The organism is Corynebacterium striatum ATCC 6940 (assembly GCF_000159135.1).
In the GTDB taxonomy this organism is placed as follows: Bacteria; Actinomycetota; Actinomycetes; order Mycobacteriales; family Mycobacteriaceae; genus Corynebacterium; species Corynebacterium striatum.
Genome location: NZ_GG667521.1, coordinates 3,621 through 29,523 on the forward strand (window position 1 = coordinate 3,621; position 25,903 = coordinate 29,523).

Sequence of the window (25,903 nt, forward strand, 5' to 3'; positions counted from 1 at the left end):
CCCTTTTTCGATCTTTTGTCGTAGTTGGCCACGGCCTTAGCGATGCGCAGTGCATCAGTTCTTGGACGTCTTCTGGTTCGATCCAGGTGCCGGCACTCGGAACGATATGCACCGAAAGATTTGAAATTTCTCTCCTACGACTCGCTTAGAAGGGGGGTTGAAGAAGGTGTTAATGACGGTTGAAAAGTAGCCCAGTAGCAGCGGTCGAATGGTAGCCCATTCAATCAGAATTGGAAAGGTGGTTTCCATGGATAATTGGGCGCAGATTCGAGTACTGCGCGCGGAGGAAGGCGATTGGTTGTGCGGGTCGGCTATACGTTTCCTTGTCTTATTCTCTGATATCGGTCGGCCTAGCTGGTTGTCTTTTTCTCCATTTGGGCTCCAGGGGTGGATCGGGCCGGGTTTCTATAACTCCGTATTCAGTCTCTTCTGTTTCAAATCACATCATTCCTTTGGCCCGGCGTGGTTTCGTTTCAAGTCTGGTGTCGTTAGGGAATGCTGGAGTGTTTGTATTGAGGTCGCCCGTAGCCTTGGGCGGGGCATTTTGTCGATCCGATAGGTTTTAATGCCTGGGAGCGGGAACTCGACTAGTGGTTTCCGCTTTCTGTCGTAGCGTCGTGGTCGAGTCTTTGGGAGCTGCGTGGGGTTAGGCCTCAGATCGGCGGGGCTTGTTTTGTTGATATTCCTATCGCGCGTTGGTGCATGGGGGCGCCTTCGATTTGGTCCGGTAGGCGAGCTAGGCGAGCCTATTTGCGTCGTGATCTATCCCGCTGCGTGCGATTAGGGCCAAGCGTTTGTCGCCTAGAAGTCGTTGTTTGCGACTTTAGGTGAGGCCAACGTCTCCGTTGATGGTCTGATTTTCTCGTTATTTTGGGAAATTAATCTTGGGCAACTGGGTGTTTATTGCTTGTTTCTGTGTTTGGGCGTATCAATAGCCGTGTTCAGTTTGCATCATTTCCGCTGCTTATTTTTTCGCTGGGATCGACGTACGAATTACAACATTTATGGGTGGAGGAAATGATGGTCTACTAAAGGTAAATTCGAAACGAATTCCCTTGGTTTTCCAGTCAGAGGATCGATGAACTCGATGCGTGTCGCGGTGAGATGCATTGGTACGCGCATGTCTTCGGCGTCGGCGGGGAAGGTAACCGGGTAGACGGGGTCGCCAAGGATCGGCACACCGGCCTCCCACATATGTAGGCGAAGCTGGTGCGTCTTTCCGGTCTTCGGCTTGAGCGTGTACTTAGCCAAAGGCGGCTGCGGACCGTGAATAGCTTCGTAGGGTTCGTTATCCACGGGGTTAACGCCGGCAACCTCAGTGAAAGCATTTGGTTCGCCCGCTACCAGCCTGCCCTGGATCTCACCCGGGGTTTTCTCAATGCGTGACTCCCACATGGCGCCGACGGGGACGTCGGAAAGCGGGGCGATAGCCTCGTAAGTCTTGTGGACTCGTCGTTCCGCAAACAGTGTTTGGTAGGCGCCACGAATTTCTTTGGTCTTTGTAAACACGAGGATGCCTGACGTGAGCCGGTCTAGCCGATGCGCGGGCGACAGGTCATCGATGCCCGTGATGCGCCGCATCTGAACCGTCGCGGACTGCACGATGTGCTTGGCACGCGGCATCGTGGCCATGAAAGGTGGCTTGTCCACCACCAGCAAATGCTTGTCTTCAAACAGGATCGGAATGTCGTAAGGTACCGGCTCCTCCGGTGCAGGGATCCTATAGAAGAAGACGTCCTGGTCCTTGGTGAGCAGGGTCTCTGGTTTCAGCACTGTTTGATCGCGCAAGACCACTTCGCCTGCGTCGAAGCGTGCTTGGAGCGCCGCCGCGTTGTCGTCTGGGTGCCGGTGGCGTTGAGTCTGAATGAGGTGCTCGAGAAAAGCCCAGGCTGAAATAGAGCCTTCCGGTACACGCGCACGGGTGGGGTTCAACCCATCTTTAATCGGCAACGGGCTGAAGCCTTTGCGCATATGTACTAGTCTGTTCTCCATGGATTTTGACTCTCTTCTTGCACCGGTAATTGAATTCTTCTCCACCGGCATTGGCGCTGTAATTGCCAAGGTCGCGGAGTTTATTTACAGCGTACTTTTCCCAGCTAACGCAGGCGCTGCAACAACTGCGGAGATTGGTTAATACGTACTACACTTGATGGTATAACCACCTGAAAGGAAAGAACATGGCCAAGGAAGACATTGTTGTTGTTGCCGTAGATGGTTCGGAAGCCTCCAAGAACGCTGTTCGTTGGGCAGCTAACACTGCCCTCAAGCGTGGTATTCCTCTCCGCATTGCCTCCAGCTACACGATGCCACAGTTCCTCTATGCAGAAGGCATGGTTCCCCCAAAGGAGCTCTTTGAGGATCTGCAGGCTGAAACCCTCGAGAAGATTGAAGAGGGTCGCGCGATTGCGCACGAGGTTGCTCCAGAGCTGAAGATCGGACACACCGTCGCAGAGGGTTCCCCGATTGATATGCTCCTGGAGATGTCCCAGGACGTCACCATGATTGTCATGGGTTCCCGCGGCATGGGTGGCCTCTCCGGCATGGTGATGGGTTCTGTTTCCGCTTCCGTGGTTTCCCACGCTGCCTGCCCGGTTGTTGTTGTCCGTGAGAACAACAACGTCACCGAGCTGAACAAGTACGGTCCGGTTGTTGTCGGGGTCGACGGTTCTGAGGTTTCCCAGAAGGCCACCGCGTACGCTTTCAAGGAAGCTGACGCTCGTGGCGCAGAGCTGATTGCGGTTCACACCTGGATGGACATGCAGGTTCAGGCTTCCCTCGCCGGACTGTCCGCAGCCCAGGCTGAGTGGGCAGAAGTCGAGAAGGAACAGGCGGAGCTGCTGACCGAGCGCATCGCTTCCTTCCAGGAGGAGTACCCGAACGTTCAGGTAAAGAAGCTCATCGCCCGCGACCGTCCGGTGCGTGCGCTTACCGACGCCTCCGATGGCGCCCAGCTGCTCGTCGTTGGTTCCCATGGACGTGGTGGCTTCAAGGGCATGCTGCTCGGATCTACCTCCCGTGCACTGCTGCAGTCGGCGCCTTGCCCAATGATGGTTGTGCGCCCAGACTCTGCTTAATAGCTGGCAACCAGCCGAATTGGCTGGCAATCTACTAACGATTGAGACACGATTTTAGGAGCGACCTGCGGAAAGACAGATCGCTCCTTTCTTTTTTCCAAAAATGCTGGAACCATGGTACTTGTAGCTGAAACAACTAATACTAAAAGGAGAGAATTGCTATGGGTATGGGTCTAGGATTCTTTGGTTCGATTATCGTCGGTATTATTGCTGGCTGGTTGGCTGAGAAGATCATGAAACGCGATCACGGCCTGCTGACTAACCTTATCGTCGGTGTACTTGGCGGTCTCTTGGGCGCAGGCATTATGTCCTTCTTCGGTTCGAGCTCCCCGAATGGCTGGATCATGATGATCGTCGTCGCCACCTTGGGTGCTTGTTTGCTTCTGTGGATTGTTGGTCTCGTTACCAAGAAGTCGGCGAAGTAGATCCGAATCTAATTCGCAAACATACCGGTTTGTCTATATTGTGTAGATGAACCGGTTTCGTCGTTTTAGGAGAGGATATGCCAGAAAAGAAGTCGCGCAGGAATCGTCCGAGCCCGCGCAGCCGACTCCTCGAGTCCGCGACTAATCTCTTTACCACTGAGGGCATTCGTGTCATCGGCATCGACCGCATTCTCCGCGAAGCTGACGTGGCCAAAGCATCCCTTTACTCCCTCTTCGGCTCAAAAGACGCCCTCGTCATTGCGTACGTAGAGTCCCTCGATGAGAAGTACCGAGCTGACTGGGAAGCGCGCATTGAGGGGCTTACGGATCCGCACCAGAAGGTGCTTGCGTTCTTTGATAAGGCAATCGAAGAACAGCCCGATATGGAATTCCGCGGCTCGCACTTCCTCAACGCAGCGGGCGAATACCCGCGCCCCGAAACTGATGCTGAGCGGGGAATCGTTGCAGCCTGTATGGAGCACCGCAATTGGATGCACTCCACTATGACGGCACTGCTGACTGCGAAGAATGGCTACCCCTCGGCAACACAGGCTAGCCAGCTACTTATTTTCCTAGATGGCGGCATGGCGGGTGCTAGGCTGACCCGCGAAATATCGCCTCTTAAGACGGCGCGAGAACTCGCTATTCAGCTTCTTTCTGCGCCGCCTGCTGACTATTCAATCTAATTTGCTTGCGCGCCTCGCCCAGGATCTGGGCGTGGTGCTTGCGCTTTGCACGTAGGTCTTCCTTGCTGAGCCCTTCGGGATTCTTATTCTTTTTGGTGTCCTTGTTGCGCCAGGCGCGGAAGCTATCACGCCGCAGCTGTGTCACGGCGTCGGTAAGCGGGTAACGGCGGTACATGATGTATTCGTAGACCAAAGTTTGGACCAGTGTGTAGAGATAGGTCCAAGCCCAATAGAAGATGATGGCGACAGGGATTGGTCCGCTCATTGCTGCGCTCCACAGTATCCATGGCATCAAAATGATCATCGAGAACATGAACCAGAACATGCGTCGTGGCACTTTCTCATCGAACTGCAAGGTGAGGAAGCTGCGGTATTGGGTGATGATCATGTTAAGAATGGTGAAGCCGATGGCCAGTACCAGGATGGGAACTACGAGATCACGGTGGTCACGGGCAAAGTCCGTAATCGGCACGCCGTTGAGTAGCGCAGCGCGAAATGACGTGACATCGCCAGGTGTGAGCAGGCCGACGTGGTCCACTTGCCCGATGCGCGAGGCACGCAGCACAACTTGGTAGAGGCCGAGGAAGAAGGGCACAATGATGAAAACAGGTAGACAGCCCACGAGCGGGTTGTACTTATAGCGCTCGTGTAGTTCTTTTTGATCCTGTAAGGCTGCGACAGCCTCCTCTACCGTGGTTGCGGCGTCAAGCCTAGCTTTAATTGCATTGGCTTCGGGGCGCATCAAAGCACTTATGCGACCTGAGCGAACGGACAGCCAGTTCAGTGGTGCGATGAAGCTGCGAACAGTAAGAACGAGGAATACGATCGCCACGAGCCATGCCATAGATTCATCAAGAAAAGAGGCAAAGAGCAGGTGCCATAGTTTCAAGATGCCGGAAACGGGGTACATGAAAACTTCGAGCATGATTGTCCTTTGCGATCCATGGATAGGGCACTATTACTGTACAGCGGTTAAGGTAATTCCATGACTAAGACCAGAGTGAGCACTGTCATCGGTGAGCTGATGCTGACTGCTGGCGTGATCTTGCTGCTTTTTTCCTTCTATGAGGCCTATTGGACCAATCTAGAGTCCGGGAAGTTGCAGGACAAAGCCAATGAGAAGCTCGATACTCAGTGGCACAACCCTCGCGGTAAACTAAAGCCTGAGCTTGGCGAGGCTTTTGCGCGTATGTATATTCCGACCTTCGGGTCCGATTTCCATTTTGCCATCCTGGAAGGCACGGAAGATGAAGACCTCTTACGCGGACCTGGACATTATGCCGACACCCAGATGCCAGGCGAGTTAGGAAATTTTGGTGTGGCAGGTCACCGCGTGGGTAAAGGCGCGCCTTTCAACGATTTGGGCAATCTTGAGACCTGCGACGCCATTGTGATTGAGACCCAAACAGAATGGATTACCTATCGCGTCATGCCAATCGATGGCGCGCAGGCCGATTGTTTTACCCCGGAACAGCAGGCTAAGCCCGAATACCAGGGCATCAATGGCCGCCACATAACGCTGCCCAATGATGGTGCCGTAATTAACCCCATCCCAGGGATGGATACGCCAGTGGAGCAGGCATCAGAGGCCTTGCTCACCCTAACCACTTGCCACCCGCAGTTTTCGAATGCAGAACGCATGATCGTCCACGCGATGGAAGTCGGGCACGAGCCGAAGGTAAAGGGACAGACCCCGGCCGTTCTGGAGGAGAATTAAATGTATCGCGCACTTTGGAATCTTTTGCCAGGCCCCACAGTGGTCAGGGTAATACTCGCGATTGTGATTGCGGTTGGAGTGTTCTTCCTTCTTATGGAAGTTGTTTTCCCGTGGGTCTCGGTGATGATGCCGTATAACGACGTCGCAGTCTAACGTCGCTTCAACCCCTGAGGGTTTAGAGTGCCAAGTTCTTAATCGTTTCCTTGGTAATAAGCTCCGCCTTCAAGGTCTGCGCCTGGTTGGACCAGACGAGCACGGCCTTGTTGTCCTTTTGTACCGCGAAGACCGAGTAGGAATCCTCGAAGACACCACGTCCGCCGGACCAGCCATCGAATTCTGCAGGCTCTGTGGAGTCAATGGGCGCTGCCCAGTCAACCACCGCACGAGCTTCTTCTACCGAGGGCATTTCGCGGACGATGACTGTGGCCTGTGGTTCCTCTGGGTAGGACCAGAAGATGCAAGCGGGCGTCTTAAAGCGCTGATCGACGGCCACACGGGTCATTCTCTGGCCGTTGGTATCGGCAACCCACTGGGAGTCCAGGTAAGGGCAATCCTGATCGGTGCTGGCCTCTGCGGTGGCGTCGATGGGCAAACCGTCGTTGGGTAGTGCCGCGGCGGTAGGGGAGGCGTCGTCAGGCGCTGCCGAAAGTTCGGGGGAAGATAAGCCTTGGGAATCGCAGGCAGATAGGGCGAGCGTGACGACCATGAGGGAGGACAGTAGGCTTTTTCGCATGATGTCCACAATAGAACAGCGCTCGCCAGATACGGAGGCCTTGCGCAACGGCATCCATATTCTTACTGCAACGTTGCTTGTCGTTGCGATTTTTACCACCGTGCGTTTGCCGCTGTGGCAGGCGGTCATCAACCTGTTGTTGCTGACCGCTTTTGCAGTGGTTTACTTCGCGGGTTCCGTCTACGTGGAGCAGTGGCCGCGTGGGGCGCGGTACCTGTGGCTCGTCATTCTGACGGTGGTGTGGATGGCGGACATGTTCGTAGCTCCGGCAGCTATCTACTTGGTCTTCGCCCTTTTCTTCCTCTACCTTTACGTGCTCGACTTGTATGCGGGTGTGGTCTGCGTAGTTATCGCGACGATCATTTCCGTTACGGTGCAGATTCCTGGGGGTCTGACCTTCGGTGGCGTTATGGGCCCAGCGGTCTCTGCACTGGTGACCGTGGCGATCTATTATGCGTTTCGGGCCTTGTCCCTGATGAACCGTGAGCTGATTGAGACCCGCTCTCAGCTGGCAGAGTCAGAAAGGGAGAGCGGAATGATTGCTGAACGCCAGCGCATTGCGCACGAAATCCACGATACTCTCGCCCAAGGCCTGTCCTCCATCCAAATGCTGCTGCACGCAGCGGATCGAGATCTCGACACAGAAGACGTGCCGCGCGCCAAAGAGCGTATCGAACTTGCACGCCGCACCGCAGCAGATAACCTGCATGAAGCGCGCGCCATGATTGCAGCACTCCAGCCGCCAGCGCTTGCTGAGGCCTCCCTAGAAGGGGCGCTCACGCGCATGGCGGAGAACTTCGCTGCCACGAGCGGGCTTGACGTTGAAGTCGACTCTGAGGGCGACGTGCTCAAATTGCCGATGAAGGTCGAGGCTGCCCTCTTGCGCATCGCGCAGGGAGCGGTGGGCAACGTGGTCAAACATTCGGAGGCAACACGTGCGCGCATTACCGTAACTTACGCGCCGGGTGAAGTGCGCGTGGACGTAGTCGATAACGGGCACGGTTTTGACGTAACGGCAGTACAGAACAAACCGGCGGGGTTGGGGCACATTGGGCTCTCGGCGATGCGCCGACGCGCGGAGGAGCTCGGCGGCGAAGTGATCATTGAGTCCACCCCGGGGTCAGGTACCGCGGTGTCAGTTAGTATGCCCTTAGATAACCCTGTAAATTAAACTTTTGGATGATTTTCTCAACCACTTTAGGAGGAAGAGCACGTGATTAGGGTCTTGCTGGCAGATGACCACGAGATCGTTCGCCTCGGGCTGCGATCTGTGCTCGAAGGCGCAGAGGACATTGAGGTTGTCGGCGAGGTAGCAACGGCGGAGGCTGCGGTTTCCGCGGCGCAGGCCGGCGGTATCGACGTGATCTTGATGGATCTTCGTTTTGGCGCAGGAATCGAGGGCACGCGCGTGATGGGTGGCGCTGAGGCAACCGCGGCCATTCGCTCCTCGATGAGCACTCCACCAAAGGTCCTGGTGGTAACAAACTATGACACGGATGCAGATATCCTCGGCGCCATCGAAGCAGGCGCTGTGGGATACCTGCTGAAGGATGCGCCGCCGCACGAGCTGCTGGCTGCCGTGCACTCGGCCGCGGATGGTGACTCTGCGCTTTCGCCGATTGTGGCGGACCGTCTCATGACGCGTGTGCGCACCCCTCGTACCTCGTTGACTCCACGCGAGCTAGAGGTACTCAAGCTCGTGGCCGCGGGCGCGTCAAATCGCGAGATTGGACAGGACCTTATGCTTTCGGAAGCCACGGTGAAGTCGCACCTGGTACATATTTACGACAAGCTGGGGGTGCGCTCCCGTACTTCTGCTGTAGCAGCAGCCCGCGAACAAGGCGTTCTTTAGAAGGGGCTTTTGTCGGAACTTAGTCCTGTAAACGCTTCTGGATTTCAGCAGTGATGTTATCGATCTCGCCCTCGATGGTCTTGTGAACACGGCGGCGCTGCTGATCGGTCATGAACTCAGCGTTATCGATGGAGGCTTCCACCTCGGTCAGGCGCTCCTTGATGTCGCGCTTAAAGCCAGCCGGAAGGTTGGATTCCTTAAGGGAGTTACGGATACCTGTGGTGCGTGCCTTCAGGGAAGCTCCATGGCCGGAGAAGGAAGCGAGCTGGTCAGTAGTCAGGCCTGCCTTTTTGGCACGGTTGGCCTCCAGCTGGCCTTGAGCGGCTACGACGCCGCGGTAAATGAGCGGCAGGAGCAGCGGCGCAGCGGTTCGCAATGCGCCTGCGTAGCGCTTGACATTGTTCTTGTTTAGACGGCCATTCTTGAGCTTATCCAGCTCCAGCTGTGCCATCTTCTTTTCATGCTTGCGGCGCTTCTTTAACCCCTTTTCCTCGGACTTGATGAGTGCCTTCTCTTGCTTTGCCAGCAGCTTCTGCTGGCGCTTCTGTGCCTTGGAGGCTTCCTTAACTTCCGCCTTTACGCGGGTTTTAGCTGCTTTGAGCTCCGCGCGTGCTTCGCGGCGGGCCTTCTTAATCTTCTTAATAATGCTCATTTTCATCCTTTGCTTTTTGTCTGGGTTCAACTTTACCTTGCTGTTCTATTAAGCTCACCCGTTGTGAAGGATGTGCTTGGTGCTGCGGACCTCGTGGGGTGTCGTTATAGGCTCGTGCAGCGGCGTGCCCACCCGGAGATTCCGCGCACGCATGCTTCGCTGGCTAGGGCCGAGCGGCATGCTGCGGCTGTCGACGCAGCCTTGGCGAATTTGCCGGTTAAGGCACCCGGGCGTTTCCGACGCATCGATATTGAAGGGGATGAGTGGGAACGCTCCATGGCCACGCTGGAGGCGCTGGCTTATGGCTACACGCACATCACTAATGCCGTCTTTGCCACCGATGAATGGAAGGTGGAGGTAGATCTTCTCCTGCAAGAGGGCGAAAAGTACACACCAGTTATCGTGTCGAATCACCGCGTCGCTCGGCGCAATGAGAGGGCACGCACTCTGGCGGTGCCGACTCATCGCATCGGTTTGAGCGAGCCGCTTGAGATGCCGTACAAGATTCGCCACCATGCCGTGGATGGTTACCGGCTGGCATTTGCGGCGCTGGCGCTGGAGGAGTTGGGCTTGAACTCTGGCCGGGGCGGCGCGATTGGGCAGGATCGCTCCCAAGCCTTTTTTACTGACACGTCCCGTTACAACGTTGAGGGTGCGCTAGCGCAGCCTCTGCCGACGGGGCCGCGTCGGGTAAAAGAATGTGCGACGTGCCGTTTCTGGCAGCTTTGCGAGCCTGAGTTGGGAGAGCGCGATGACATCTCGTTGTTCTTGCCGGGCGATCGTGCGAACCCATACCGGGAGCGCGGCATTGAGACAGTGCAGGCGCTTATCGACGCCCATCTTGGCGAACCTTCTCAGTTGGCCCAGGCCTGGCGGGACGGGCAGCCGCTGCTGCGGCGCGCGGCGGCGTCGCCAAGCGTGGGCATCGAAGTGCCCCGTGCCGACGTGGAAGTAGACGTGGACATGGAGGCCTATCTCGACCAAGGCGCCTATCTCTGGGGCGCTTGGTACCAGGGCGAGTATCGCGCATTCGTGACGTGGGAGCCGCTCGGTGGCAGAGCTGAGGCGGCAAACTTTGAGGAATTCTGGTCCTGGCTCATGGGCCTGCGCGCGGAAGCACACGCTGCGGGTAAGACCTTTGCTGCGTATTGCTACTCGGCGCACGGGGAGAACCACTGGATGCGGATGTCAGCGAAGCGCTTTGGCAGACCTGCCCTGGCGGAGGTGGAGGAATTCATCTCTTCGGGCGAGTGGGTCGATATGTTTGTGCATGTCAAGCGTAATTTCGCGGGCCCTTATGGCCTGGGGCTGAAGACGGTGGCGCCGCTGGCCGGATTTGAGTGGCCGGAGGACTTCGACGGCGAGGAATCCGTCAACGCAAGGCGCGAAGCTTTGGCCGGTGATCTTAAAGTTCGCCAGCAGATCCTTGACTACAACGCAGGCGATGTACAAGCCACCCGCGCAATCCGCGAGTTCATGAGCGCCGACGCGCCAGGCGTGCCCAATCTTGGAGCCATTTCCGTCCCCTAAGCCTTAGACCTCTTACCTTGACGGTGAGCCCTGTCTGGCCCACCGACGACAGTGAATACGACTCTGACCACGAGCCCGAGACTGGTACGGGCTTTTAGAGGAGCAGAAGCGGGGCCAAGATGACGAGGCCAAGTGCGACCTGCTCCCAGGGGACAGTGGTCTCTGGGGCTGGACCCTCGACCTTTTTCTGTAGAACGGCTTTTTGCGCCTTCACGGCCCGGACGATGAAGATGGGGTAGACCGCGAGCGAGCCGAGGCACAGCAGCGTTGCCAGAATCATGGCCCACGAGCTGGAGGTACCCATCCAGATGGCCACGCCGCCATTGATGAAAGTCGCGCGCAGCAAGCCCGCGCGGTTAAGCTCACGCAGGCCAGCGCGGGTAGCAGCGGGTCCGCCGCCCATCGTGGTGGGCAGCAGGTAGCTCATCACACCGAACAACAACTGCGCGGCGAAGCCAATCACCAAAGCTAGCGTTGGGATAGCCGGCTCAGAACTAAAGAAGTGCTGCACCGTGTAATAGGTCAGCGCGCCCACCAACCAAAAGGCGGCAGCCAGTATGGAGACAGACGGGTAGTTGATGCGCCCGCGCGGATCTTTGGCCACAGTGAGGACATTGCCTACCCAGCCCTCGAGGCTAAGTATCCAGCCCAGGCAATAGACGATGAGTCCGGCTTCAGGGTGGTTCACAATCGTGCCCAACAGGGTGACCACAATGCCAACCGCCAGCAGCGTGAAGCTCGAGCGCATCCGCTTGTTGACGCCCTTGGTGCGCCAGATGGAGGGGAACAAGATGGTCAGCGAACCTGCGGCTGCCAGCCCAACGAAACCGCCAACGTTGGCGGTGACGTGCGCGATGAGTAGGCGTGGATGTGCCGGATAAACCGAGAGCAACGCGCCCAGAGTAGCGCCCACCGCCAGGAAGAATGCCGAGGCTACATAGGCCGCAATCACCGGACGGAAGCGCTTGTCCTTTGCCTCACGCCATTGCCCAAAGAGGGAAACTCCATGCCAGGCCACCATTGCGGCAACAATCGTGGCGCCCACCTGCGTCAGAATCCAGTGCTGCTCCCAAGCCTTGTGGAGGAGCTGGCCGATGAGGACCAAGACAACGCCCGCATTGAGCATATAGATGCGATAGAGCTGGCGCGGCCGGGCGGAATCAGGAAGGCGTGCTTGGACGAACTTCTCAGTCAGGTGTTGCGACCACACCACGATGGAATTGGTCAGGATGCCCAGCGTAAACAGGTGAATGAGCACCCAGCGGGCGTTAGGGGTGAAAGTATGGAGCGCACCCACGATGATGAAGACCATCATCCATATAGTCACGGGACGAGAAGCCCGTCGATGCCACGTGCGTGCTGACCACTTATCCATAAAACACGAGTTTATTCGTTTTTTCTCAAGGTCAAAGTCAGCACAGTAAGTGCCACCGCGAGCCCCGTATAGACTACGACGAAGCCGGCCCAGGGGAGGGCGTCGAAAAGCAGCCCTGCCACCGCGCCCACCACGGAAGAGCCGAAGTAATAACAAAACACGTACATGCTTGAAGCCTCAGCGCGGTCGTGCGTGGCAAGGTGGCCCACCCAACCTGAAGCCGTGGAGTGCGCTGCGAAGAATCCCACCGTCAGTGCCACGATTCCTACCAACACCACCGGCAGCGGGCCAGCGCATAGCGCGATGCCCACCGTGAAAAGTAGCGACGAGGCGAACAACGTCTTGCCATGACCAATCTGCTGCACCAACTTGCCCGCGCGTGCTGAGGACCACGTGCCGGTGAGGTAGAAGAGGAACACCGAACCCGCCAACGCCGGGGCGAGACCGAAATGCTCAATGAGCCTAAATCCCAAGAAGTTATACATGGACACGAAGGTGCCCATCGCCAAAAATGCGACTAGGAACAGGGGCGCGAGCTGGCGATTATGCCAATGGGCGAAGATGGCGCGCAGTTCATTGCCCAAGCGGATGGACTTCGGCGTGAAGTTGCGCTGCGCAGGAAGCAGGATGATGCAGATCGCCGCGAAGAGCAGGGAGACGCAGGCAGAACCGAGTAGCGCCCAGCGCCAAGAACTAAATTCCAAAATTCCCGTGGGGATAAGACGCCCGCTAAGGCCCCCAATGGAGGTGCCGGCAATATAGAGACCCATCGCGCGGGCAAGATCCTTGGCGTCGAGTTCTTCCGAGAGCCAGGCCATTGCCGTGGCAGGTGCGCCAGCCATCACTGCACCTTGGAGGCCGCGCAACGCGATGAGCGTGGCGGCATTCGGGGCTAGTGGCACCACGAGCCCGAGCACCGTCGCTGCGATGGCGGAGATGATAAGCAGACGCCCGCGGCCGAAGCGCTCCGACAGGATCGAGGCGGGGACCACGCATACAGCCAGCGAACCGGTCGCTGCAGAAATCGTCAGCGCGGCTTGCGTGGAGCTTAGACCCATCTGGGCGACCAAGGTCGGCAGCATGGCCTGTGTGGTGTACAAACAGGAGAAGATTGCGAGGCCCACGAAGAGCATCGCGAGTGTGGCGCGCCGGGTTCTGGTCATGCATCTAGGATGCTCGCCACCAACGCATGTGTAAAATGTGTGAAACCATATATTTCCATGCATGACATGCATGATGAGATGCGCATGGCGTGATACGCATGGCATAGCGAGCATGATTTTGCTCGGCAGGAAGAAACTACAGGAAGAATCCAAGCGATGAATCTCGAGGATGTGCGCGGAGTAGTCGCCGTGGCCGAGCAAGGTTTGGTGGGTGCTGCAGCTGATGACCTGGGGATCTCCCAATCGGCGTTGACTCGGCGTGTGCAGCGAATTGAGCAGCAGCTCGGGGCAAACTTGTTCTCCCGCACAGGGCGGCGGCTGGTCCTCAACTCCCGCGGGGTGGCCTTTGTTCAACATGCGCGGACTATGCTCAACGCGCAGACCGCTGCGCGCGATGCGGTGGCACGCCTTATGGATCCTGAGCGGGGAACCGTGCGCCTTGACTTCATGCATTCGTTGGGCACTTGGATGGTCCCTGACCTGGTCAAGGCCTATCGCGCCCAGCACCCGCACGTCGATATACGGCTACACCAAGGAGCCGCGCGTGAGCTCGTCGAGCGCGTGCTTGCCGGCGAGTCGGACCTCGCCCTTGTGGGCCCGCGTCCGGCAGGGGTGGCGCAGTCAGGCGAATCGGCGCCCTCATCGAGCGTGACGGAAATTGGCTGGCACCAGATTGAGCTGCAGCGTCTCGGCCTCGCCGTGCCTGAGGGGCATTGGGCAGCGGGGCGGCAAAGCGTGGACATCGCTGATTTCCGCGATGAGCCATTCATCGGCATGTTGCCTGGCTATGGCACGCGCATGCTTCTCGATGCCCTCGCTACCAAAGCGGGATTCTCCCCGCGGCTGGTGTTCGAATCGATGGAGCTGACCACTGTGGCCGGGCTTGTCGACGCCGGACTCGGCACCGCACTGCTTCCCCTCGACGACCCTTATCTCCAAGCCCGCAACCTCATCCCGTTGGAGCCACCTGCCTTCCGCGAACTCGGCCTCGTGTGGCGCCCCGGCGATGACGCCCCGCCCGTGGAGCAGTTTCGCGACTTCATCATGGCGCGCTCAGTCTGACGGCTTAAGGGACATTTGGCCCTTAAGCCGTCTGACTGGGGCAAGAAAAAGACCGCCCGGAGGCGGTCTTAACCAATGCAAGCTAACGCGTATGCGGCTTACTTGGAAGCTGCAGCGAAGCGCTCTGCAACGTCATCCCAGTTGAAGACGTTCCAGACAGCCTTGACGTAGTCAGCCTTAACGTTCTTGTACTGCAGGTAGAAAGCGTGCTCCCACATATCGAGCATGAGCAGCGGGGTGAAGTTGATGGAGGTGTTGCCCTGCTGATCGGTCAGCTGCTCAACGAGGAGGCGGCCAGCGATGTGGTCGTAGCCCAGGACAGCCCAGCCGGAGCCCTGCAGGCCAAGAGCCGCAGCGTTGAAGGCCTTCTGGAAAGCCTCGAAGGAACCGAAGTCACGGTTGATAGCCTCAGCCAGCTCGCCGGTTGGCTCGCCGCCACCGTTAGGGCCAAGGTTCTTCCAGAAGATGGAGTGGTTGGTGTGGCCACCCAGGTTGAAAGCAAGGTTCTTGTACAGAGCGCGGAGGCGGTCTGCATTGCCCTCGCCCTTAATCTCAGCGTCGATAGCCTCGAGAGCTGCGTTTGCGCCAGCAACATAGTTTGCGTGGTGCTTGGTGTGGTGCAGCTCCATGATCTCTGCGGAGATGTGTGGCTCGAGAGCGTCGTATGCGTAGTCGAGTTCTGGGAGTTCGTAGACAGCCATTGTTAATTCCTTTCTTTGGGTACGGTGCCCAATGATAGGAGCGCTGAAAGAATTCCGCCACAATTTATCCGGAACGAATTACGCTCGGGGCGCGTTAAAACCTATATGGGCCGTCATGGGGCGGTGTGCGAACGCCTGCCCCGTGGGCGAAGTTGCCGCCCAAATACCCCAAGACAACGAGCAAGGAGATGTCATGTCGTGGTTGTTTAAGCCGGAACCAAAGATTGTGAACAGGGAAGATGCCCTTCCCGGCCGTGCGGAGCCGATCCTGGATCCACGCCCGCACGCGGTGCTCGGCACTCCGATCACTGGCCCGTGGAAAGAGGGACAGAAGTCCCTTCTGATCGCTATCGGCTGTTTCTGGGGCGCGGAGAAAATGTTCTGGGAAACCCCCGGTGTGGAGTCCACGTCCGTTGGCTATGCCGGTGGCACCACCCCGAACCCTACGTACTACGAGGTCTGCCGCGGCCTGACTAACCACGCTGAGACCGTGCAGATTACCTATGATCCCGCGCAGGTTAGCCTGCATGACTTGGTGGTCAAGGCCTTGGAAGCCCACGATCCCACACAAGGTTTTCGGCAGGGCAATGACGTGGGCACGCAGTACCGTTCCGCGTTCTACCCAGAGACTGAGGAAGAGCGTGCGGAGATCCAGGAGATCGTGGATTCCTACGCAGGTAAGCTTGCCGACGCCGGCTTCGGTGACACCACCACTGAGGTCAAGCTCCTCTCAGAGACGGACTCCGGTGCCTACTACCTCGCCGAGGACGAGCACCAGCAATACCTGCACAAGAACCCCAACGGCTACTGCCCGCACCACTCTACTGGCGTCAAGTGCGGCTAGAACCGCTTCCTTACTTGGGTGCGGAAATCTGAGGGCTTGTTGAGCTGATCGCGTTCCACGAACACGCGCATCCTCTCCGCCAGCTCTGGCGTGAGCTGGGTGCGTGCTTGTGAACCGAGGACGCAATCCCAGTACCAGAATGTTTCCTCAAAGTAGTTGTGGCCGTGGCCGCCCGGCACATTGAGGGAGTTGAGCTGATCGAGGGCTACCTGCCAAAAAGTGATGAAAGGTGCCCACGGCAGGCGTTTGAATGTATCGGCATACAGCGTGTTCGGTGCCGGTTCATGAATCCAGTCTGGGCGCATGAAGATAAGGTGGCGATCCCACCACACGATGGCATCGGATGCGTGCTGGCCAAAGACCACGCGGGGACGGCACCAGCGCTCGTATTCGCTGCCGAAGGCATCGTGTTCCATGTGCGCTGGGGTGGAGGCAAAACGCACGTGCTTGCCGGCGTCGATAAGCGGCAGGCGTTCCAAGGAACCGCGATCACGCCCGCGGGCCAGCCGCCGCGTAAACGTAGTCATGCGAGGAGGGCCGGTGAATACCGCGCCGTCGCAAGACTGCAGAAGATCGTCTAGGTCACGGTAGTTTTCCACGATGCCGTAGCAGCCCAGGGATTCGCCGGCGAAATACAGCTTCGGGCGATCGTCTTCGGGCAGCGTCGAAAGCCGTGACTGCACAGCGTTGATGAGCTCCCGCGCGGCGTCGACTGGCGCCTGGCGGTCAACGACGTAGCAAAACACCGAAGGTAGATAGGAGTACTGCAGGGTGACCGTGGCGCAGTTGCCATGGGTTAAGAACTCGTATGCTGAAACCGAATAGTTGTTGATCCAGCCGGAGCCAGCGGGCAACTGGATGACGATGGTCTCCCGGCGAAAAGCGCCGGTGCGTTCTAACTCGGCCAATGCCTGCTGAGCGGCGCTGATGGGGCCGCGCCCTTGGACTAAGCCGACGAAGATGCGGATGGGCTCGTGAGCGCGGTTGCAGATCATCACCTCTTTAATGTCGTGCGCACGCGGGCCGCGGTCCAGGAAGGCGCGGCCTTGGGAGCCGACTGCAGTCCACGGCTCAAGGGACCATGGGCTGCCACTTCGCTCCGGCTCCCACGGCATGACCGAGCCGGGATAAACCAGCTTGTTGAGCTGCAGTGCTTTGAGGGAGGCGTCGTGGATGAAGCGGCGCCAGAGCATGCGATTGCTGAGGAAAGCAGCGGCGTAGCTGACCGCGGCACCGGCCAGCGGCCAAGCGACCCACCAGGGGAGCCACCGCTGGACCCCGCGGGAGAGCTGAGTGACAGTGATCTGTGCGGCTTCCCCGACGATGAGCAGCGTGCCGTAACCAACTGTTCCGAGGGCAATGCCGAGAAAGGCGGATTCAGGGCCGCGCTCGTTGTGCTTATTGACCAGCTTTGCCTGTGCGCTCTGGTTGCGAAGGGAACGCATGCCTACAGCCAGGGTGATGGCGCCCAGGGCTAGGTGCGTACGGCTGCGCAGGGTAGGGCCAACGTGATCCTGGGGGCGTTTGCCAATGGCGCGTAGTCCACGCTTGGTGATGAACGCGGCCGTGGTCGCGGCCAAGTGGCCTACGCCTTGGCCGATGGCGACGTTGGCGGCCGTGACCCACCACGGGCGCGGAAGGAGCGAGGGCGAGACCGCCGCCCAGGTGGCAATCTCGGCGGCAAAGATGCCGGGCGCCATGTTCTGTGGCAAACGTCTCCTGCCGGTCATGCGTACTCCAGGTGTAAGATCGCTGAGCACTTCCAGACCGAAAGCCGCAGCTGACAGGGTATGTATGGCTGCGGTGCGGGCGAATTTGCGGGCGATATCACGCATGCGGACCATTCAACCAGTTCGGAAAGCGCCCCGCAGCGTATGTCCGATCGGACAATTTGTGTGTGAGATCGGACTGCCTACTGTGTGAGATCGGGCGCACAACGGGCACAAATCAGAAATAGGGGGCACAATGGGAGCCATGGGAAATCATGTTGGAAACAAAGTTGTACTCATCGGCGCAGGCGACGTTGGAATTGCCTACGCATTCGCATTGGTAAACCAAGGCACCGTCGATCATCTTGCAATCATCGATATCGACGAGAAGAAGCTCGCCGGTAACGTAATGGACCTCAACCACGGTGTTGTCTGGGCGCCATCTCGCACCCGTGTCACCAAGGGCACCTACGAAGACTGCGCTGACGCCTCCATGGTCGTCATCTGTGCTGGTGCTGCACAGAAGCCGGGCGAGACCCGCTTGCAGCTCGTGGACAAGAACGTCAGCATCATGAACTCCATCGTTGGTGACGTCATGAAGAACGGCTTCGACGGTATCTTCCTCGTGGCCTCCAACCCGGTGGATCTGCTCACCTACGCAGTGTGGAAGGCCTCCGGTCTGCCGCACGAGCGCGTCATCGGCTCCGGCACCATCCTGGACTCCGCTCGTTACCGCTACATGCTCTCTGAGATGGATGACATCGCCCCGACTTCCGTACACGCTTACATCATCGGCGAGCACGGCGACTCCGAGCTCCCGGTTGTCTCTTCGGCCAACATCGGCGGTGTGTCCTTGTCCCACCGCTCCGAGAAGGACCCGGGCTACAACGAGCGCATCGAGAAGATCTTCGAAGAGACTCGCGACGCTGCCTACACCATCATCGACGCCAAGGGTTCCACCTCTTATGGCATCGGCATGGGCCTGGCACGCATCACCCGTGCAGTCATCCAGAACCAGGCAGTTGTGCTTCCGGTTTCTGCGTACCTGCAGGGCGAGTATGGCGTTGAGGATGTTTACATTGGCACCCCAGCTGTCATCGACCGCTCCGGTATCAACAAGGTTGTTGAGCTGCAGCTCGACGAGCATGAGAAGGAGCGTTTCAACGCTTCTTACGAGACGCTGAACGAAATTAAGACCAAGATTTTCGGCTAGTGAAAATTGTCGCCCACAGGGGATACTCCGGTAAATATCCGGAGCTATCCCCTCTCGCATTTGCTAAGGCGCTCGAGCTGCCTATCCACGGCGTCGAGTGCGATATTCGTTTGTCCAGGGACAGAAAAGTTGTGGTCAACCATGACCCCACCTTGGATCGCACCGCAGGTAGGCCCGGCCGCATCGCACAGATGGACTGGGACGAGCTGCGCCACGTCGACATCGGCGATGGGCAGAACATGCTGCTGCTCGATGAACTGCTAGAGATGCTGGGCGATAATCCGCACCATCTCTACATCGAAACCAAGCATCCCTCCGGCCAGGGCGATGTCCTTGAAGAACAGCTGGTGCTGCGCTTGCGCTACGCCGGGCTTCTCGACGACCCCCGCATCCACATGATTTCCTTCTCCCATAAAGCAATCCGCCGGATGCAGTCCCTTGCCCCTCAGGTGGACCGTTTCTACTTGCGGCGTGACTGGGAACGCCATTTCCCAGATATCCTTCTGTCTCGTCCGACGGGGCTGGGAATGTCACTGTTGCGTGCAAAAATGCGTCCCGATGACATTGGGGCGTTCGACCTGCCCACTTATCTGTGGACCGTGGATAGGTCCGACGATATGAAGTGGGCGTGGTCGAACGGCATCGATATCCTCGCCACGAATCAACCAGAAGTAGCCCTACACGCCATAGAACTGTAGGCAGCAGGTAAATTGGTGGGCATGGCCAAGAAGAAAAAGAACAACGAACAGCTGCCTGAGGGCATGTCCCGCCGTCAGGCAAAGCTCGCTGCTCGCGCCGCTGAGCGCGCTGCCCTCGAAAAGGATCCCCGCCCCTTCGGCGGTTTAGCCGCTGAGGCGTCCCTCGTTGCAATGCAGGAATTCGTTCCTTCCGCAACGGCAAAGCTTTCCCTGAAGGGCTTCGACAAGGACGTTTACGTCTCGACCGTGCTCCCAGGTGCATCCGCGGCCCTCATCCGTGATGAGGAGTTTGGTGGCGAGGCATTCGTGGGCCTGCAGGTCCAGTCCCATACCCACAACCCTGGGCGCGACCTCGCTTATGCGCTTAACTGGGTAAAGAACAACAAGCCTGGCTCTACTCTGGAGTCCACCGCTGCGGACGGCACCGAGCCGGCCTTGAGCGAGTTGCTTGAGGAATCCGCTGAGCTGGATATCAACGTCTACCAGGACTTCGCTTGGTGGATGCCGGAGGGCGCGCAGATCACCCCGCAGGTGGCGCAGTCCATGCAGATGGCCAACGATTCCGTCATTGAGTCCCACCAGGTGGGCAATGACATTGAGGGCATCGCATTCTGGGCTAACGCTGGCGGCGGCAAGGCACACATCCGTTGGGTCCGCCCTAACGATGATGAGAACGCTTTCCTCAACGCCCTGGCCCGCGTCGCTGCACGCGGCGAGTTGAACCTGGGCGAGGGTACCAAGTTCGCTGGTGTCTTCCGTACCCACGGCCTCATCGCGCCGGTCTTCGACCTCAAGCCTGAGGTGGCCCACGACTCTTACGAAGTTGAACTTGCCCGCGTGGACAAGGCGCTGGCCGAGGAGCTCAAGAATGACGCTAACCTCACCGCTGACGAGCGCAAGCAGCTGGAGAACATCAAGTCCCGCCAGGTGACCCTGCGCTAGAGGCAGCTCTAGATACTTAGCCTGAGCCTTAGTGCTACACGGCAAAGGGGAGAGAAACCAAGATGGCTTCTCTCCCCTTTTATTTTGTTGCGCAGCTTACTTCATCGAGTCCCACAGCTGCTGCGTTGCCTCGTCATCCCACAACACCACGTTGCCCACGGTGGTGTCTTGGAATCCGCCAATTGGCACGGTCTCAGTTTCCACGCCGCTGGCCATGGCTAGGGCCACGCGAGCGAGGTGCCACACGTGATCCTTTTCACCCACGACGAAGGAGGTTGCGGTGTGGTTGACCAGGGATATTGTGCGGAACGGGTTAATGAGCGTGCCCGGTGAGGTGATCTTGTCGAGCAGCGCCGCGAAGAATTCGCGCTGACGCTGCACGCGGTCCAGGTCGCCCATTGCTGTGGCACGAGTACGCACGTAACCCAGCGCATCACGTCCGCGTAGCTCCTGGCATCCAGCCTGCAGGTTGATGCCCGCTAGTGGGTCGTCGATGGGCTCCTTGACGCAGATGTCCACGCCGCCGACGGAGTCGACCACGTTGGCAAGTCCGCCCATACCGATTTCCGCATAGTGGTTGATGCGCAGGCCAGTGGATTGCTCCACGGTTTCGGTGAGTAGCTGGGGTCCGCCGTAGGTAAAGGCGGCATTGATCTTGTCCATGCCAAAGCCAGGGACCTCAACGTAGCTATCGCGCGGGATCGAGATGAGCTTCGCCTTGCCGGAGGAAGGGATGTGCAGCAGCATGATGGTGTCAGTACGGCCCACGCCCACGTCACCACCGGTTCCGAGCTCTGCTTGTTCTTCTTCGGTGAGGCCTTGACGGGAATCGGAGCCCACCAGGAGCCAGTTTGTTCCGGCGGTTTTGGCCACCTGCTCGGCCGGCTTGGCCTCGATGCGGGTCAGGCGCGAGTCCGTCCACAGGGTAAACACGAGGGTGAAAACGAGTAGGATAGCTACGGCCCAGCCAAAGCATCCCAGGGATTGCTTGATGGGGTTGGCCTTTTTACGGCGTCGGTGTGGGCGTTGCTTCGGCGCCGGTTCGGGCGCACGATAGCTGCGCGGCACCTCGGGAGTGGCGCGGCGTGGGGCGGGAGCGGCCGGGGTGCTCCGATATCCGGTGTTCTGAGCAGGGCGCTGGTTGCGCTCCATGTAGGCGCCGACGTCGAAGCGAGTTTCCTCTGCGCGCTGTGCTGGGAGCGAGTTAGCCCGCGGCGTAGCACGCGACGCGGAGGGGGAAGAAGCGACGGCAGATGCGCTGGAGGAACCTGCACGAGGTGGGCGCTGCTGCGCTTGGCGACGCCGCACCGGGCGGCCGTAGCGGTCCCTGATGGGTTTGCCGTCGGCGCCGAGGACATAGTCGGCGGGCGAGCTGGAATTCGAATCTGCTCCAGGGGCGGGGACAGGGCTATCGCCTGCGCGGCGCGCCTCGCGATGCGGGTCTCGTCCAGATTCAGTCATGCGCTCAACCTTACAACGAATTCACATCCGCCCCACAAGGCACACACCGCCCTCCTCCTCATAAACCAGGAGACGGGTGGCGCCGCGGAATGGTTCACAGACCTCGGGGTAGTGATGTGGGTCTTAGAAGAGGAAAGCGTATCCCACGAACGCCACCGCGTCGATGAGGAAATGCGCAATGACAAGCGGCCAAACTTTTCCGGTCTTATGGAAGAAGTAGCCGTAGACCAAGCCCATCACAATGTTGCCGAATCCAGCGGATACGCCCTGGTAGAGGTGATAAGAACCGCGCAGGATCGAGGAAGCTGCGAGAGTTGCTGGCAGGCCCCATCCCGATTGACGCAGGCGCGTCGTGAACCAGTAGACCACCACGACCTCTTCCGCAAAGGCATTGGCCGCAGACTTCACAAGCAGCACGGGCATCTCCACCCAGGCATTGTCGAAGGAGGTGGGCACTACCTCCTTGGTCCAGCCAAAATGCAGCGCGGTGTAGTACAACGCCAAACCCGGGAGTCCAATTAGCGCTGCTAGACCAGCGCCTTGCAGCCAATCCCTGCCCCAGGCACGAACCCGAGTGGTCGGCTGAGCACCGCTTCCGCCGAGCATATTGCGCGGCGGCATGTGCACGTGCAACAAGTACAAAGCCAACGCACCCCAGGCAAAGAGCACTGCAGCAGAGCACAACTGGAGCCCGATATCGATGAGCGGCAGAGTGGATTGGCTCGCGTTAATCGTCACCGACTGCTCGTTGAGCGGAGCCGGATTGAGCAGAGCATCGGTCAAGCGTAGTGCAGAACGAACACCGGAAATGCCAAAGGTGATGACGAGGACTATCAGGATTTCGCTCCGGAGCGCTTTTAGCGTCTTAAGCGTCTTTGCTGTGTTCATATCCTTAGTCATCGGTGGAGAGCCTTCGCTAGGCCGAGAAGCTCGGCGTCGTCAAGCGTGATGCTTCCCAACTGGACGCCGACCGGTGGGTGATCGCGTACCGGCCAGGGAATCGATACCGCCGGAAGCTTGGCCACATTAAACAACGAACCCCACGGCGACCAGCGCGTCTGCTCGTCGAAGTTCTCCTGATGATCCAGCGACACGAAGGTGCCGCGCCGGGGAGGATCGTAGGCCAGCATCGGGCTTAAAATCGCGTCTACCTCCCAGTACTGCGCCAGAAGCTCAGGCAGTGCTGCCGCATGTAGGCGCGCGGCCGTGTGCTCTTCCTTACTGATCAATTTGCCCCGTTGCCTGACCCAATCGGTGTAGCCGGCAGCATCAGGAAGGGTGGCCAAGCGCCACATGAACAGGCGCTGGAAGGTCACGAAGGTCTCAGCTGCTTGCGGATATGGAGAGATAGCCACCGTCTCAAAGCCTTGCGCTTCAAGCGCGGTCGTTGCCTCTTTAACTGCGTGGAGCATGTGTGGAGCAATTTCCACGTCAGCAAAGAGCGGCTGCGTCAGCACGCCAATGCGGGCCCGCGGCGTGCGGGGAGTGAGGCCGTGGAGAAAAGCGGCGTCGGCAAGCGTGCGCGTGATGAAGCCCTGCACCGTGAGATCCTCGCCCGCGGGCTTGAATCCCACCACACCGCACGCGGCTGCAGGAACGCGGATGGATCCGCCGCCGTCGGAAGCGTGCGCGGCCCGGAGCAGACCGCGCGCTACCTGCACTGCTGCGCCACCAGAAGAACCACCTGGCGTGTGTCCCGGATACAACGGATTGTCTGGATGCGGCAGGCCTACCGGCTCCGTGTCCACGCGCAAACCCAACTCGGGGGCTGCCGACTTGCCGATGAAAAGCGCGCCCTGCGCCTCCAAGTCCGCGATGAACGGGTCCGTGACGTCGGGAAAATACGTGCGCGCCTTATGCCCCAGCGTGGTGGGCATTCCCATGACGTCGTTCAAATCCTTGGCCGAGAGAATCCAACCGCTCAGCCTTCCCTGCGTCTGCGGGCGGCGGTCCAAGTCGAGGTGGGTGAAACCATGCTCTTCTGCGGAAAGAGAAGACACAGACTCGCGCAGCTTTTCCAGGGTGAACTCCATGGCAGCACAGTCTAGTGGGCTAAGGTTTCTCCTATGAGCACCACCACAAAAGCCAGCACGAAGATTGCCTTCTTGGGCCCTGCGGGGACCTTCACCGAAGCCGCTTTGCAGCAGCTGAGCGTGCACTTTGAACAGGTGGAACCCTTGCCGGTGAGCTCGCCTTCGGAAGCCCTGGCCGCGGTGCGCGCAGGTGTTGCTGACTTCGCTTGTGTGGCGATTGAGAACTCCGTCGATGGCGCTGTGACTGCGACTTTCGACGCCCTCGTGGAAGGCGAGCGCGTGCAGGTCTACCGCGAGGTGGACCTCCCAGTGGCGTTTAGCATCATGGTGCGTCCAGGAATGCAGCTTGGCGACGTCGCGACATTCGCCACCCACCCCGTGGCTTATCAGCAGGTGCGTGGTTGGCTGAAGGAGAACCTGCCAGGCGTGAAGTTCGTGCCGGCTAGCTCCAACGGTGCCGCTGCCCAGGCGGTGGCGCAGGGGGAGATTGACGCAGCGGCCGCGCCCGCGCGTGCGGCTGAGCTCTTTGGCTTGGACACGCTTGCCGACGGCGTCGCAGACGTCGCAGACGCTACCACCCGGTTTGTGCTGGTTGGGCCTGCTGGCAAGCCGACTGCGCGCACGGGGCACGACAAGACCTCGGTGATTTTTACGCTGCCTAATGAACCTGGTTCGTTGGTCGGTGCGTTGGAGGAATTCGCTCACCGTGGCGTGGATCTTTCCCGCATCGAGTCGCGCCCCACCCGCAAGACCTTCGGTACCTACCGCTTCCATGTGGACCTCATTGGGCACATTGAGGACCAGCCGGTAGCAGAGGCGCTGCGCGCGGTGTGGCTACGCGCAGAGGAACTCATGTTTGTGGGCTCGTGGCCGTCTGTTGCGGAAATTGGTGAACAGCCGCGTGATCTCAATCGCTTGGCGGCCGCGGATGAATGGGTAGCGCAGGCGCGTCAGGGCAAATAATGTAGTTGCCATGTCCGGAAGAATCTTTCTTGTGCGCCATGGCCAGACGTTCTCCAACGTAGAGCGTCTCATCGATACCCGCCCTCCAGGAGCCGAGCTTACTGAGCGCGGCCGTGACCAAGCCACTGAGGTAGGCCGCGAGCTCGCGGAGCTGACCGCAGGCCGCAACGTGCGCTTCTACTGCTCCGTGGCACTCCGTGCGCAGCAGACTGCGATGCTGGCAGCTGCCTCATTTGCGGAGGCTACCGACCAGTTCCGCGTCCCGGTTGAGGTCAAGGCTGGGCTGCACGAGATCTTTGCAGGCGACTTTGAGATGGACGGCAGCGAAGAAGCGCACCGTTCTTACATGGTGGCGTTGCGCGGCTGGATTGACGGCGACGCCACCGCCCGCATGGAGGGTGGCGAGACCTATTCCGACGTCCTGGCCCGCTACCAGCCGGTGGTTGAGGAGATCGCGGCGGAACTCGGTGACGATGACGACGCCGTGATTGTCAGCCATGGCGCGGCCATCCGCGTGGTAAGCCGCCATGCCACCGGCATCGACGCCGACTTCGCGTACACCGGATACATGCCCAACGGCAGATTTACCCTCATGGAGCCAGGCGGCAGGCCCTTTGGCCAGTGGACGCTCAAGCGCTGGGCCGACACCGATATTGATGAAGCCAGCGGTGTCGCACCGACCATGTACTAAACAGGCGATGGGAGGAGGCTGACTAACCCCAGCCCAAGTGGTGGAGCTCGTGCTCTTCAAGGCCGAAGTAATGTCCCAACTCGTGGAAGACGGTTACTTCGACTTCATGCGCGAGCTCTTCTTCGCTGTTGCACCAGTGCTGCAGGGCGCCGCGATAGATAAAGATGGTATCGGGCAGAAAACCCGTGTGGTCGAAAGTGCGTTCAGGGAGCGCGACCCCTACGTATAAGCCCAACAGGTGGGGGTTGTCTTCGTTGTAATCCTCCACGAGGATGGCCAGGTTTCGCATGCGGTGCACGAATTCATCTGGGATCTTGTCCAGGGCATCCGTGACCATCTCGTCGAAGCGTTCTTCACTGACTAGGTACATAAGCTTTCC

The 25,903-nt window shown here is 59.0% G+C and carries 28 protein-coding genes; 16 read left to right on the plus strand and 12 right to left on the minus strand.

Features of this window, described 5'->3' with window-relative positions; all coding sequences use genetic code 11:
• Nucleotides 1-1,002: 1,002 nt before the first annotated feature.
• Nucleotides 1,003-2,043 (minus strand): pseudouridine synthase, encoded by a 1,041-nt coding sequence (locus HMPREF0308_RS05145; protein ID WP_370445675.1) that lies wholly within the window; start codon nt 2,041-2,043, stop codon nt 1,003-1,005.
• On the opposite strand from HMPREF0308_RS05145, the gene HMPREF0308_RS13870 reads away from it, so the two are divergent.
• The 4 genes from HMPREF0308_RS13870 to HMPREF0308_RS05160 all read left to right on the plus strand — a co-directional run bounded on the left by HMPREF0308_RS13870 (nt 1,991) and on the right by HMPREF0308_RS05160 (nt 4,185).
• Entirely contained in the window at nt 1,991-2,134 is a 144-nt protein-coding gene (locus HMPREF0308_RS13870) for a hypothetical protein (RefSeq protein WP_005529397.1), read from the plus strand. The genes HMPREF0308_RS05145 and HMPREF0308_RS13870 overlap by 53 nt on opposite strands.
• A gap of 43 nt (nt 2,135-2,177) precedes the next feature.
• Complete coding sequence (locus HMPREF0308_RS05150; RefSeq protein WP_005529399.1) at nt 2,178-3,074, plus strand: universal stress protein; 897 nt, start codon at nt 2,178-2,180, stop codon at nt 3,072-3,074.
• Nucleotides 3,075-3,235: 161 nt separating this feature from the next.
• Complete coding sequence (locus tag HMPREF0308_RS05155; RefSeq protein WP_005529400.1) at nt 3,236-3,499, plus strand: GlsB/YeaQ/YmgE family stress response membrane protein; 264 nt, start codon at nt 3,236-3,238, stop codon at nt 3,497-3,499.
• 77 nt (nt 3,500-3,576) lie between these two features.
• Nucleotides 3,577-4,185 carry a TetR/AcrR family transcriptional regulator gene (locus HMPREF0308_RS05160; protein ID WP_005529402.1) on the plus strand — a complete coding sequence of 203 codons (609 nt, stop codon included), beginning with the start codon at nt 3,577-3,579 and terminating at the stop codon, nt 4,183-4,185.
• Here HMPREF0308_RS05160 and yidC read toward each other — a convergent pair.
• Nucleotides 4,142-5,110 carry a membrane protein insertase YidC gene (gene yidC, locus HMPREF0308_RS05165; RefSeq protein WP_005529404.1) on the minus strand — a complete coding sequence of 323 codons (969 nt, stop codon included), beginning with the start codon at nt 5,108-5,110 and terminating at the stop codon, nt 4,142-4,144. The genes HMPREF0308_RS05160 and yidC overlap by 44 nt on opposite strands.
• A 60-nt stretch (nt 5,111-5,170) precedes the next feature.
• Here yidC and HMPREF0308_RS05170 point away from each other — a divergent pair, with 60 nt between their 5' ends.
• Together HMPREF0308_RS05170 and HMPREF0308_RS13875 are read left to right on the plus strand one after the other, a co-directional pair.
• Nucleotides 5,171-5,902: a class E sortase gene (locus HMPREF0308_RS05170; RefSeq protein ID WP_005529406.1), complete on the plus strand. Its 732-nt coding sequence runs from the start codon at nt 5,171-5,173 to the stop codon at nt 5,900-5,902.
• Nucleotides 5,903-6,055, plus strand: a complete 153-nt coding sequence (locus HMPREF0308_RS13875) for a hypothetical protein (RefSeq protein WP_005529408.1) — start codon at nt 5,903-5,905, stop codon at nt 6,053-6,055.
• Between the two features lie 22 nt (nt 6,056-6,077).
• Here HMPREF0308_RS13875 and HMPREF0308_RS05180 read toward each other — a convergent pair whose 3' ends face one another.
• Nucleotides 6,078-6,635 (minus strand): DUF2020 domain-containing protein, encoded by a 558-nt coding sequence (locus HMPREF0308_RS05180; RefSeq protein WP_005529410.1) that lies wholly within the window; start codon nt 6,633-6,635, stop codon nt 6,078-6,080.
• Between HMPREF0308_RS05180 and HMPREF0308_RS05185 the strand changes: the two genes are divergently transcribed.
• A complete protein-coding gene (locus HMPREF0308_RS05185) occupies nt 6,634-7,806 on the plus strand; it encodes a sensor histidine kinase (protein ID WP_034657033.1) in 1,173 nt (390 codons plus the stop codon). The genes HMPREF0308_RS05180 and HMPREF0308_RS05185 overlap by 2 nt on opposite strands.
• Before the next feature lie 42 nt (nt 7,807-7,848).
• A complete protein-coding gene (locus HMPREF0308_RS05190; RefSeq protein ID WP_005529414.1) occupies nt 7,849-8,487 on the plus strand; it encodes a LuxR C-terminal-related transcriptional regulator in 639 nt (212 codons plus the stop codon).
• A gap of 19 nt (nt 8,488-8,506) precedes the next feature.
• Here the strand turns inward: HMPREF0308_RS05190 and HMPREF0308_RS05195 are convergent, their stop codons facing one another.
• A complete protein-coding gene (locus tag HMPREF0308_RS05195) occupies nt 8,507-9,139 on the minus strand; it encodes a DUF6474 family protein (RefSeq protein ID WP_034657035.1) in 633 nt (210 codons plus the stop codon).
• 63 nt (nt 9,140-9,202) lie between these two features.
• Between HMPREF0308_RS05195 and HMPREF0308_RS05200 the strand changes: the two genes are divergently transcribed.
• On the plus strand, nt 9,203-10,669 hold the full coding sequence (locus HMPREF0308_RS05200; protein WP_005529418.1) for a TM0106 family RecB-like putative nuclease: 1,467 nt from the start codon (nt 9,203-9,205) through the stop codon (nt 10,667-10,669).
• Nucleotides 10,670-10,763: 94 nt separating this feature from the next.
• Here the strand turns inward: HMPREF0308_RS05200 and HMPREF0308_RS05205 are convergent, their stop codons facing one another.
• Both HMPREF0308_RS05205 and HMPREF0308_RS05210 read right to left on the minus strand, forming a co-directional pair.
• On the minus strand, nt 10,764-12,044 hold the full coding sequence (locus HMPREF0308_RS05205) for a copper oxidase (RefSeq protein WP_172465265.1): 1,281 nt from the start codon (nt 12,042-12,044) through the stop codon (nt 10,764-10,766).
• An 11-nt stretch (nt 12,045-12,055) separates the two neighbouring features.
• Nucleotides 12,056-13,207: an MFS transporter gene (locus HMPREF0308_RS05210; RefSeq protein WP_005529421.1), complete on the minus strand. Its 1,152-nt coding sequence runs from the start codon at nt 13,205-13,207 to the stop codon at nt 12,056-12,058.
• 156 nt (nt 13,208-13,363) lie between these two features.
• Here HMPREF0308_RS05210 and HMPREF0308_RS05215 point away from each other — a divergent pair, with 156 nt between their 5' ends.
• Complete coding sequence (locus tag HMPREF0308_RS05215) at nt 13,364-14,269, plus strand: LysR family transcriptional regulator (protein WP_005529423.1); 906 nt, start codon at nt 13,364-13,366, stop codon at nt 14,267-14,269.
• A gap of 98 nt (nt 14,270-14,367) precedes the next feature.
• Here the strand turns inward: HMPREF0308_RS05215 and HMPREF0308_RS05220 are convergent, their stop codons facing one another.
• Nucleotides 14,368-14,970, minus strand: coding sequence for a superoxide dismutase (locus tag HMPREF0308_RS05220; protein WP_005529425.1), 603 nt, complete (start codon nt 14,968-14,970; stop codon nt 14,368-14,370).
• A 193-nt stretch (nt 14,971-15,163) separates the two neighbouring features.
• On the opposite strand from HMPREF0308_RS05220, the gene msrA reads away from it, so the two are divergent.
• Complete coding sequence (gene msrA, locus HMPREF0308_RS05225; RefSeq protein WP_034657037.1) at nt 15,164-15,814, plus strand: peptide-methionine (S)-S-oxide reductase MsrA; 651 nt, start codon at nt 15,164-15,166, stop codon at nt 15,812-15,814.
• Here msrA and HMPREF0308_RS05230 read toward each other — a convergent pair.
• Nucleotides 15,811-17,658, minus strand: coding sequence for an alpha/beta-hydrolase family protein (locus HMPREF0308_RS05230; protein WP_005529428.1), 1,848 nt, complete (start codon nt 17,656-17,658; stop codon nt 15,811-15,813). The genes msrA and HMPREF0308_RS05230 overlap by 4 nt on opposite strands.
• Before the next feature lie 130 nt (nt 17,659-17,788).
• Here HMPREF0308_RS05230 and HMPREF0308_RS05235 point away from each other — a divergent pair, with 130 nt between their 5' ends.
• Genes HMPREF0308_RS05235 through HMPREF0308_RS05245 form a run of 3 tightly spaced genes read left to right on the plus strand, consistent with a single transcriptional unit; the run spans nt 17,789 to nt 20,376 of the window.
• Nucleotides 17,789-18,736: an L-lactate dehydrogenase gene (locus HMPREF0308_RS05235; protein WP_034657109.1), complete on the plus strand. Its 948-nt coding sequence runs from the start codon at nt 17,789-17,791 to the stop codon at nt 18,734-18,736.
• Nucleotides 18,736-19,434 carry a glycerophosphodiester phosphodiesterase family protein gene (locus HMPREF0308_RS05240; protein ID WP_005529431.1) on the plus strand — a complete coding sequence of 233 codons (699 nt, stop codon included), beginning with the start codon at nt 18,736-18,738 and terminating at the stop codon, nt 19,432-19,434. Before HMPREF0308_RS05235 ends, HMPREF0308_RS05240 begins: the two co-directional genes overlap by 1 nt.
• A gap of 21 nt (nt 19,435-19,455) precedes the next feature.
• Nucleotides 19,456-20,376, plus strand: coding sequence for a DUF5926 family protein (locus HMPREF0308_RS05245; RefSeq protein WP_005529433.1), 921 nt, complete (start codon nt 19,456-19,458; stop codon nt 20,374-20,376).
• Between the two features lie 96 nt (nt 20,377-20,472).
• Here the strand turns inward: HMPREF0308_RS05245 and HMPREF0308_RS05250 are convergent, their stop codons facing one another.
• The 3 genes from HMPREF0308_RS05250 to HMPREF0308_RS05260 all read right to left on the minus strand — a co-directional run bounded on the left by HMPREF0308_RS05250 (nt 20,473) and on the right by HMPREF0308_RS05260 (nt 23,870).
• A complete protein-coding gene (locus HMPREF0308_RS05250) occupies nt 20,473-21,837 on the minus strand; it encodes an LCP family protein (RefSeq protein ID WP_005529434.1) in 1,365 nt (454 codons plus the stop codon).
• 123 nt (nt 21,838-21,960) lie between these two features.
• On the minus strand, nt 21,961-22,737 hold the full coding sequence (locus HMPREF0308_RS05255; protein WP_005529436.1) for a CPBP family intramembrane glutamic endopeptidase: 777 nt from the start codon (nt 22,735-22,737) through the stop codon (nt 21,961-21,963).
• A complete protein-coding gene (locus HMPREF0308_RS05260) occupies nt 22,734-23,870 on the minus strand; it encodes an amidase (RefSeq protein ID WP_005529438.1) in 1,137 nt (378 codons plus the stop codon). Before HMPREF0308_RS05260 ends, HMPREF0308_RS05255 begins: the two co-directional genes overlap by 4 nt.
• Before the next feature lie 33 nt (nt 23,871-23,903).
• Between HMPREF0308_RS05260 and pheA the strand changes: the two genes are divergently transcribed.
• Nucleotides 23,904-24,833 (plus strand): prephenate dehydratase, encoded by a 930-nt coding sequence (gene pheA / locus HMPREF0308_RS05265; protein ID WP_005529440.1) that lies wholly within the window; start codon nt 23,904-23,906, stop codon nt 24,831-24,833.
• Between the two features lie 10 nt (nt 24,834-24,843).
• Entirely contained in the window at nt 24,844-25,524 is a 681-nt protein-coding gene (locus HMPREF0308_RS05270; protein WP_005529442.1) for a histidine phosphatase family protein, read from the plus strand.
• Between the two features lie 22 nt (nt 25,525-25,546).
• Here HMPREF0308_RS05270 and HMPREF0308_RS05275 read toward each other — a convergent pair whose 3' ends face one another.
• The gene (locus HMPREF0308_RS05275; RefSeq protein WP_005529444.1) at nt 25,547-25,894 is read right to left on the minus strand and encodes a metallopeptidase family protein; all 348 of its coding nucleotides are present in this window, start codon (nt 25,892-25,894) and stop codon (nt 25,547-25,549) included.
• Nucleotides 25,895-25,903 lie beyond the last annotated feature (9 nt).

Coding starts and splice junctions, on each gene's coding strand:
- HMPREF0308_RS13870 (WP_005529397.1), top strand. CDS start 1,991: ATGGATTTTGACTCTCTTCTTGCACCGGTAATTGAATTCTTCTCCACC.
- HMPREF0308_RS05145 (WP_370445675.1), bottom strand. CDS start 2,043: ATGCCGGTGGAGAAGAATTCAATTACCGGTGCAAGAAGAGAGTCAAAA.
- HMPREF0308_RS05150 (WP_005529399.1), top strand. CDS start 2,178: ATGGCCAAGGAAGACATTGTTGTTGTTGCCGTAGATGGTTCGGAAGCC.
- HMPREF0308_RS05155 (WP_005529400.1), top strand. CDS start 3,236: ATGGGTATGGGTCTAGGATTCTTTGGTTCGATTATCGTCGGTATTATT.
- HMPREF0308_RS05160 (WP_005529402.1), top strand. CDS start 3,577: ATGCCAGAAAAGAAGTCGCGCAGGAATCGTCCGAGCCCGCGCAGCCGA.
- yidC (WP_005529404.1), bottom strand. CDS start 5,110: ATGCTCGAAGTTTTCATGTACCCCGTTTCCGGCATCTTGAAACTATGG.
- HMPREF0308_RS05170 (WP_005529406.1), top strand. CDS start 5,171: ATGACTAAGACCAGAGTGAGCACTGTCATCGGTGAGCTGATGCTGACT.
- HMPREF0308_RS13875 (WP_005529408.1), top strand. CDS start 5,903: ATGTATCGCGCACTTTGGAATCTTTTGCCAGGCCCCACAGTGGTCAGG.
- HMPREF0308_RS05185 (WP_034657033.1), top strand. CDS start 6,634: ATGATGTCCACAATAGAACAGCGCTCGCCAGATACGGAGGCCTTGCGC.
- HMPREF0308_RS05180 (WP_005529410.1), bottom strand. CDS start 6,635: ATGCGAAAAAGCCTACTGTCCTCCCTCATGGTCGTCACGCTCGCCCTA.
- HMPREF0308_RS05195 (WP_034657035.1), bottom strand. CDS start 9,139: ATGAGCATTATTAAGAAGATTAAGAAGGCCCGCCGCGAAGCACGCGCG.
- HMPREF0308_RS05205 (WP_172465265.1), bottom strand. CDS start 12,044: ATGGATAAGTGGTCAGCACGCACGTGGCATCGACGGGCTTCTCGTCCC.
- HMPREF0308_RS05210 (WP_005529421.1), bottom strand. CDS start 13,207: ATGACCAGAACCCGGCGCGCCACACTCGCGATGCTCTTCGTGGGCCTC.
- HMPREF0308_RS05215 (WP_005529423.1), top strand. CDS start 13,364: ATGAATCTCGAGGATGTGCGCGGAGTAGTCGCCGTGGCCGAGCAAGGT.
- HMPREF0308_RS05220 (WP_005529425.1), bottom strand. CDS start 14,970: ATGGCTGTCTACGAACTCCCAGAACTCGACTACGCATACGACGCTCTC.
- msrA (WP_034657037.1), top strand. CDS start 15,164: ATGTCGTGGTTGTTTAAGCCGGAACCAAAGATTGTGAACAGGGAAGAT.
- HMPREF0308_RS05230 (WP_005529428.1), bottom strand. CDS start 17,658: ATGGTCCGCATGCGTGATATCGCCCGCAAATTCGCCCGCACCGCAGCC.
- HMPREF0308_RS05235 (WP_034657109.1), top strand. CDS start 17,789: ATGGGAAATCATGTTGGAAACAAAGTTGTACTCATCGGCGCAGGCGAC.
- HMPREF0308_RS05245 (WP_005529433.1), top strand. CDS start 19,456: ATGGCCAAGAAGAAAAAGAACAACGAACAGCTGCCTGAGGGCATGTCC.
- HMPREF0308_RS05250 (WP_005529434.1), bottom strand. CDS start 21,837: ATGACTGAATCTGGACGAGACCCGCATCGCGAGGCGCGCCGCGCAGGC.
- HMPREF0308_RS05255 (WP_005529436.1), bottom strand. CDS start 22,737: ATGACTAAGGATATGAACACAGCAAAGACGCTTAAGACGCTAAAAGCG.
- HMPREF0308_RS05260 (WP_005529438.1), bottom strand. CDS start 23,870: ATGGAGTTCACCCTGGAAAAGCTGCGCGAGTCTGTGTCTTCTCTTTCC.
- pheA (WP_005529440.1), top strand. CDS start 23,904: ATGAGCACCACCACAAAAGCCAGCACGAAGATTGCCTTCTTGGGCCCT.
- HMPREF0308_RS05270 (WP_005529442.1), top strand. CDS start 24,844: ATGTCCGGAAGAATCTTTCTTGTGCGCCATGGCCAGACGTTCTCCAAC.
- HMPREF0308_RS05275 (WP_005529444.1), bottom strand. CDS start 25,894: ATGTACCTAGTCAGTGAAGAACGCTTCGACGAGATGGTCACGGATGCC.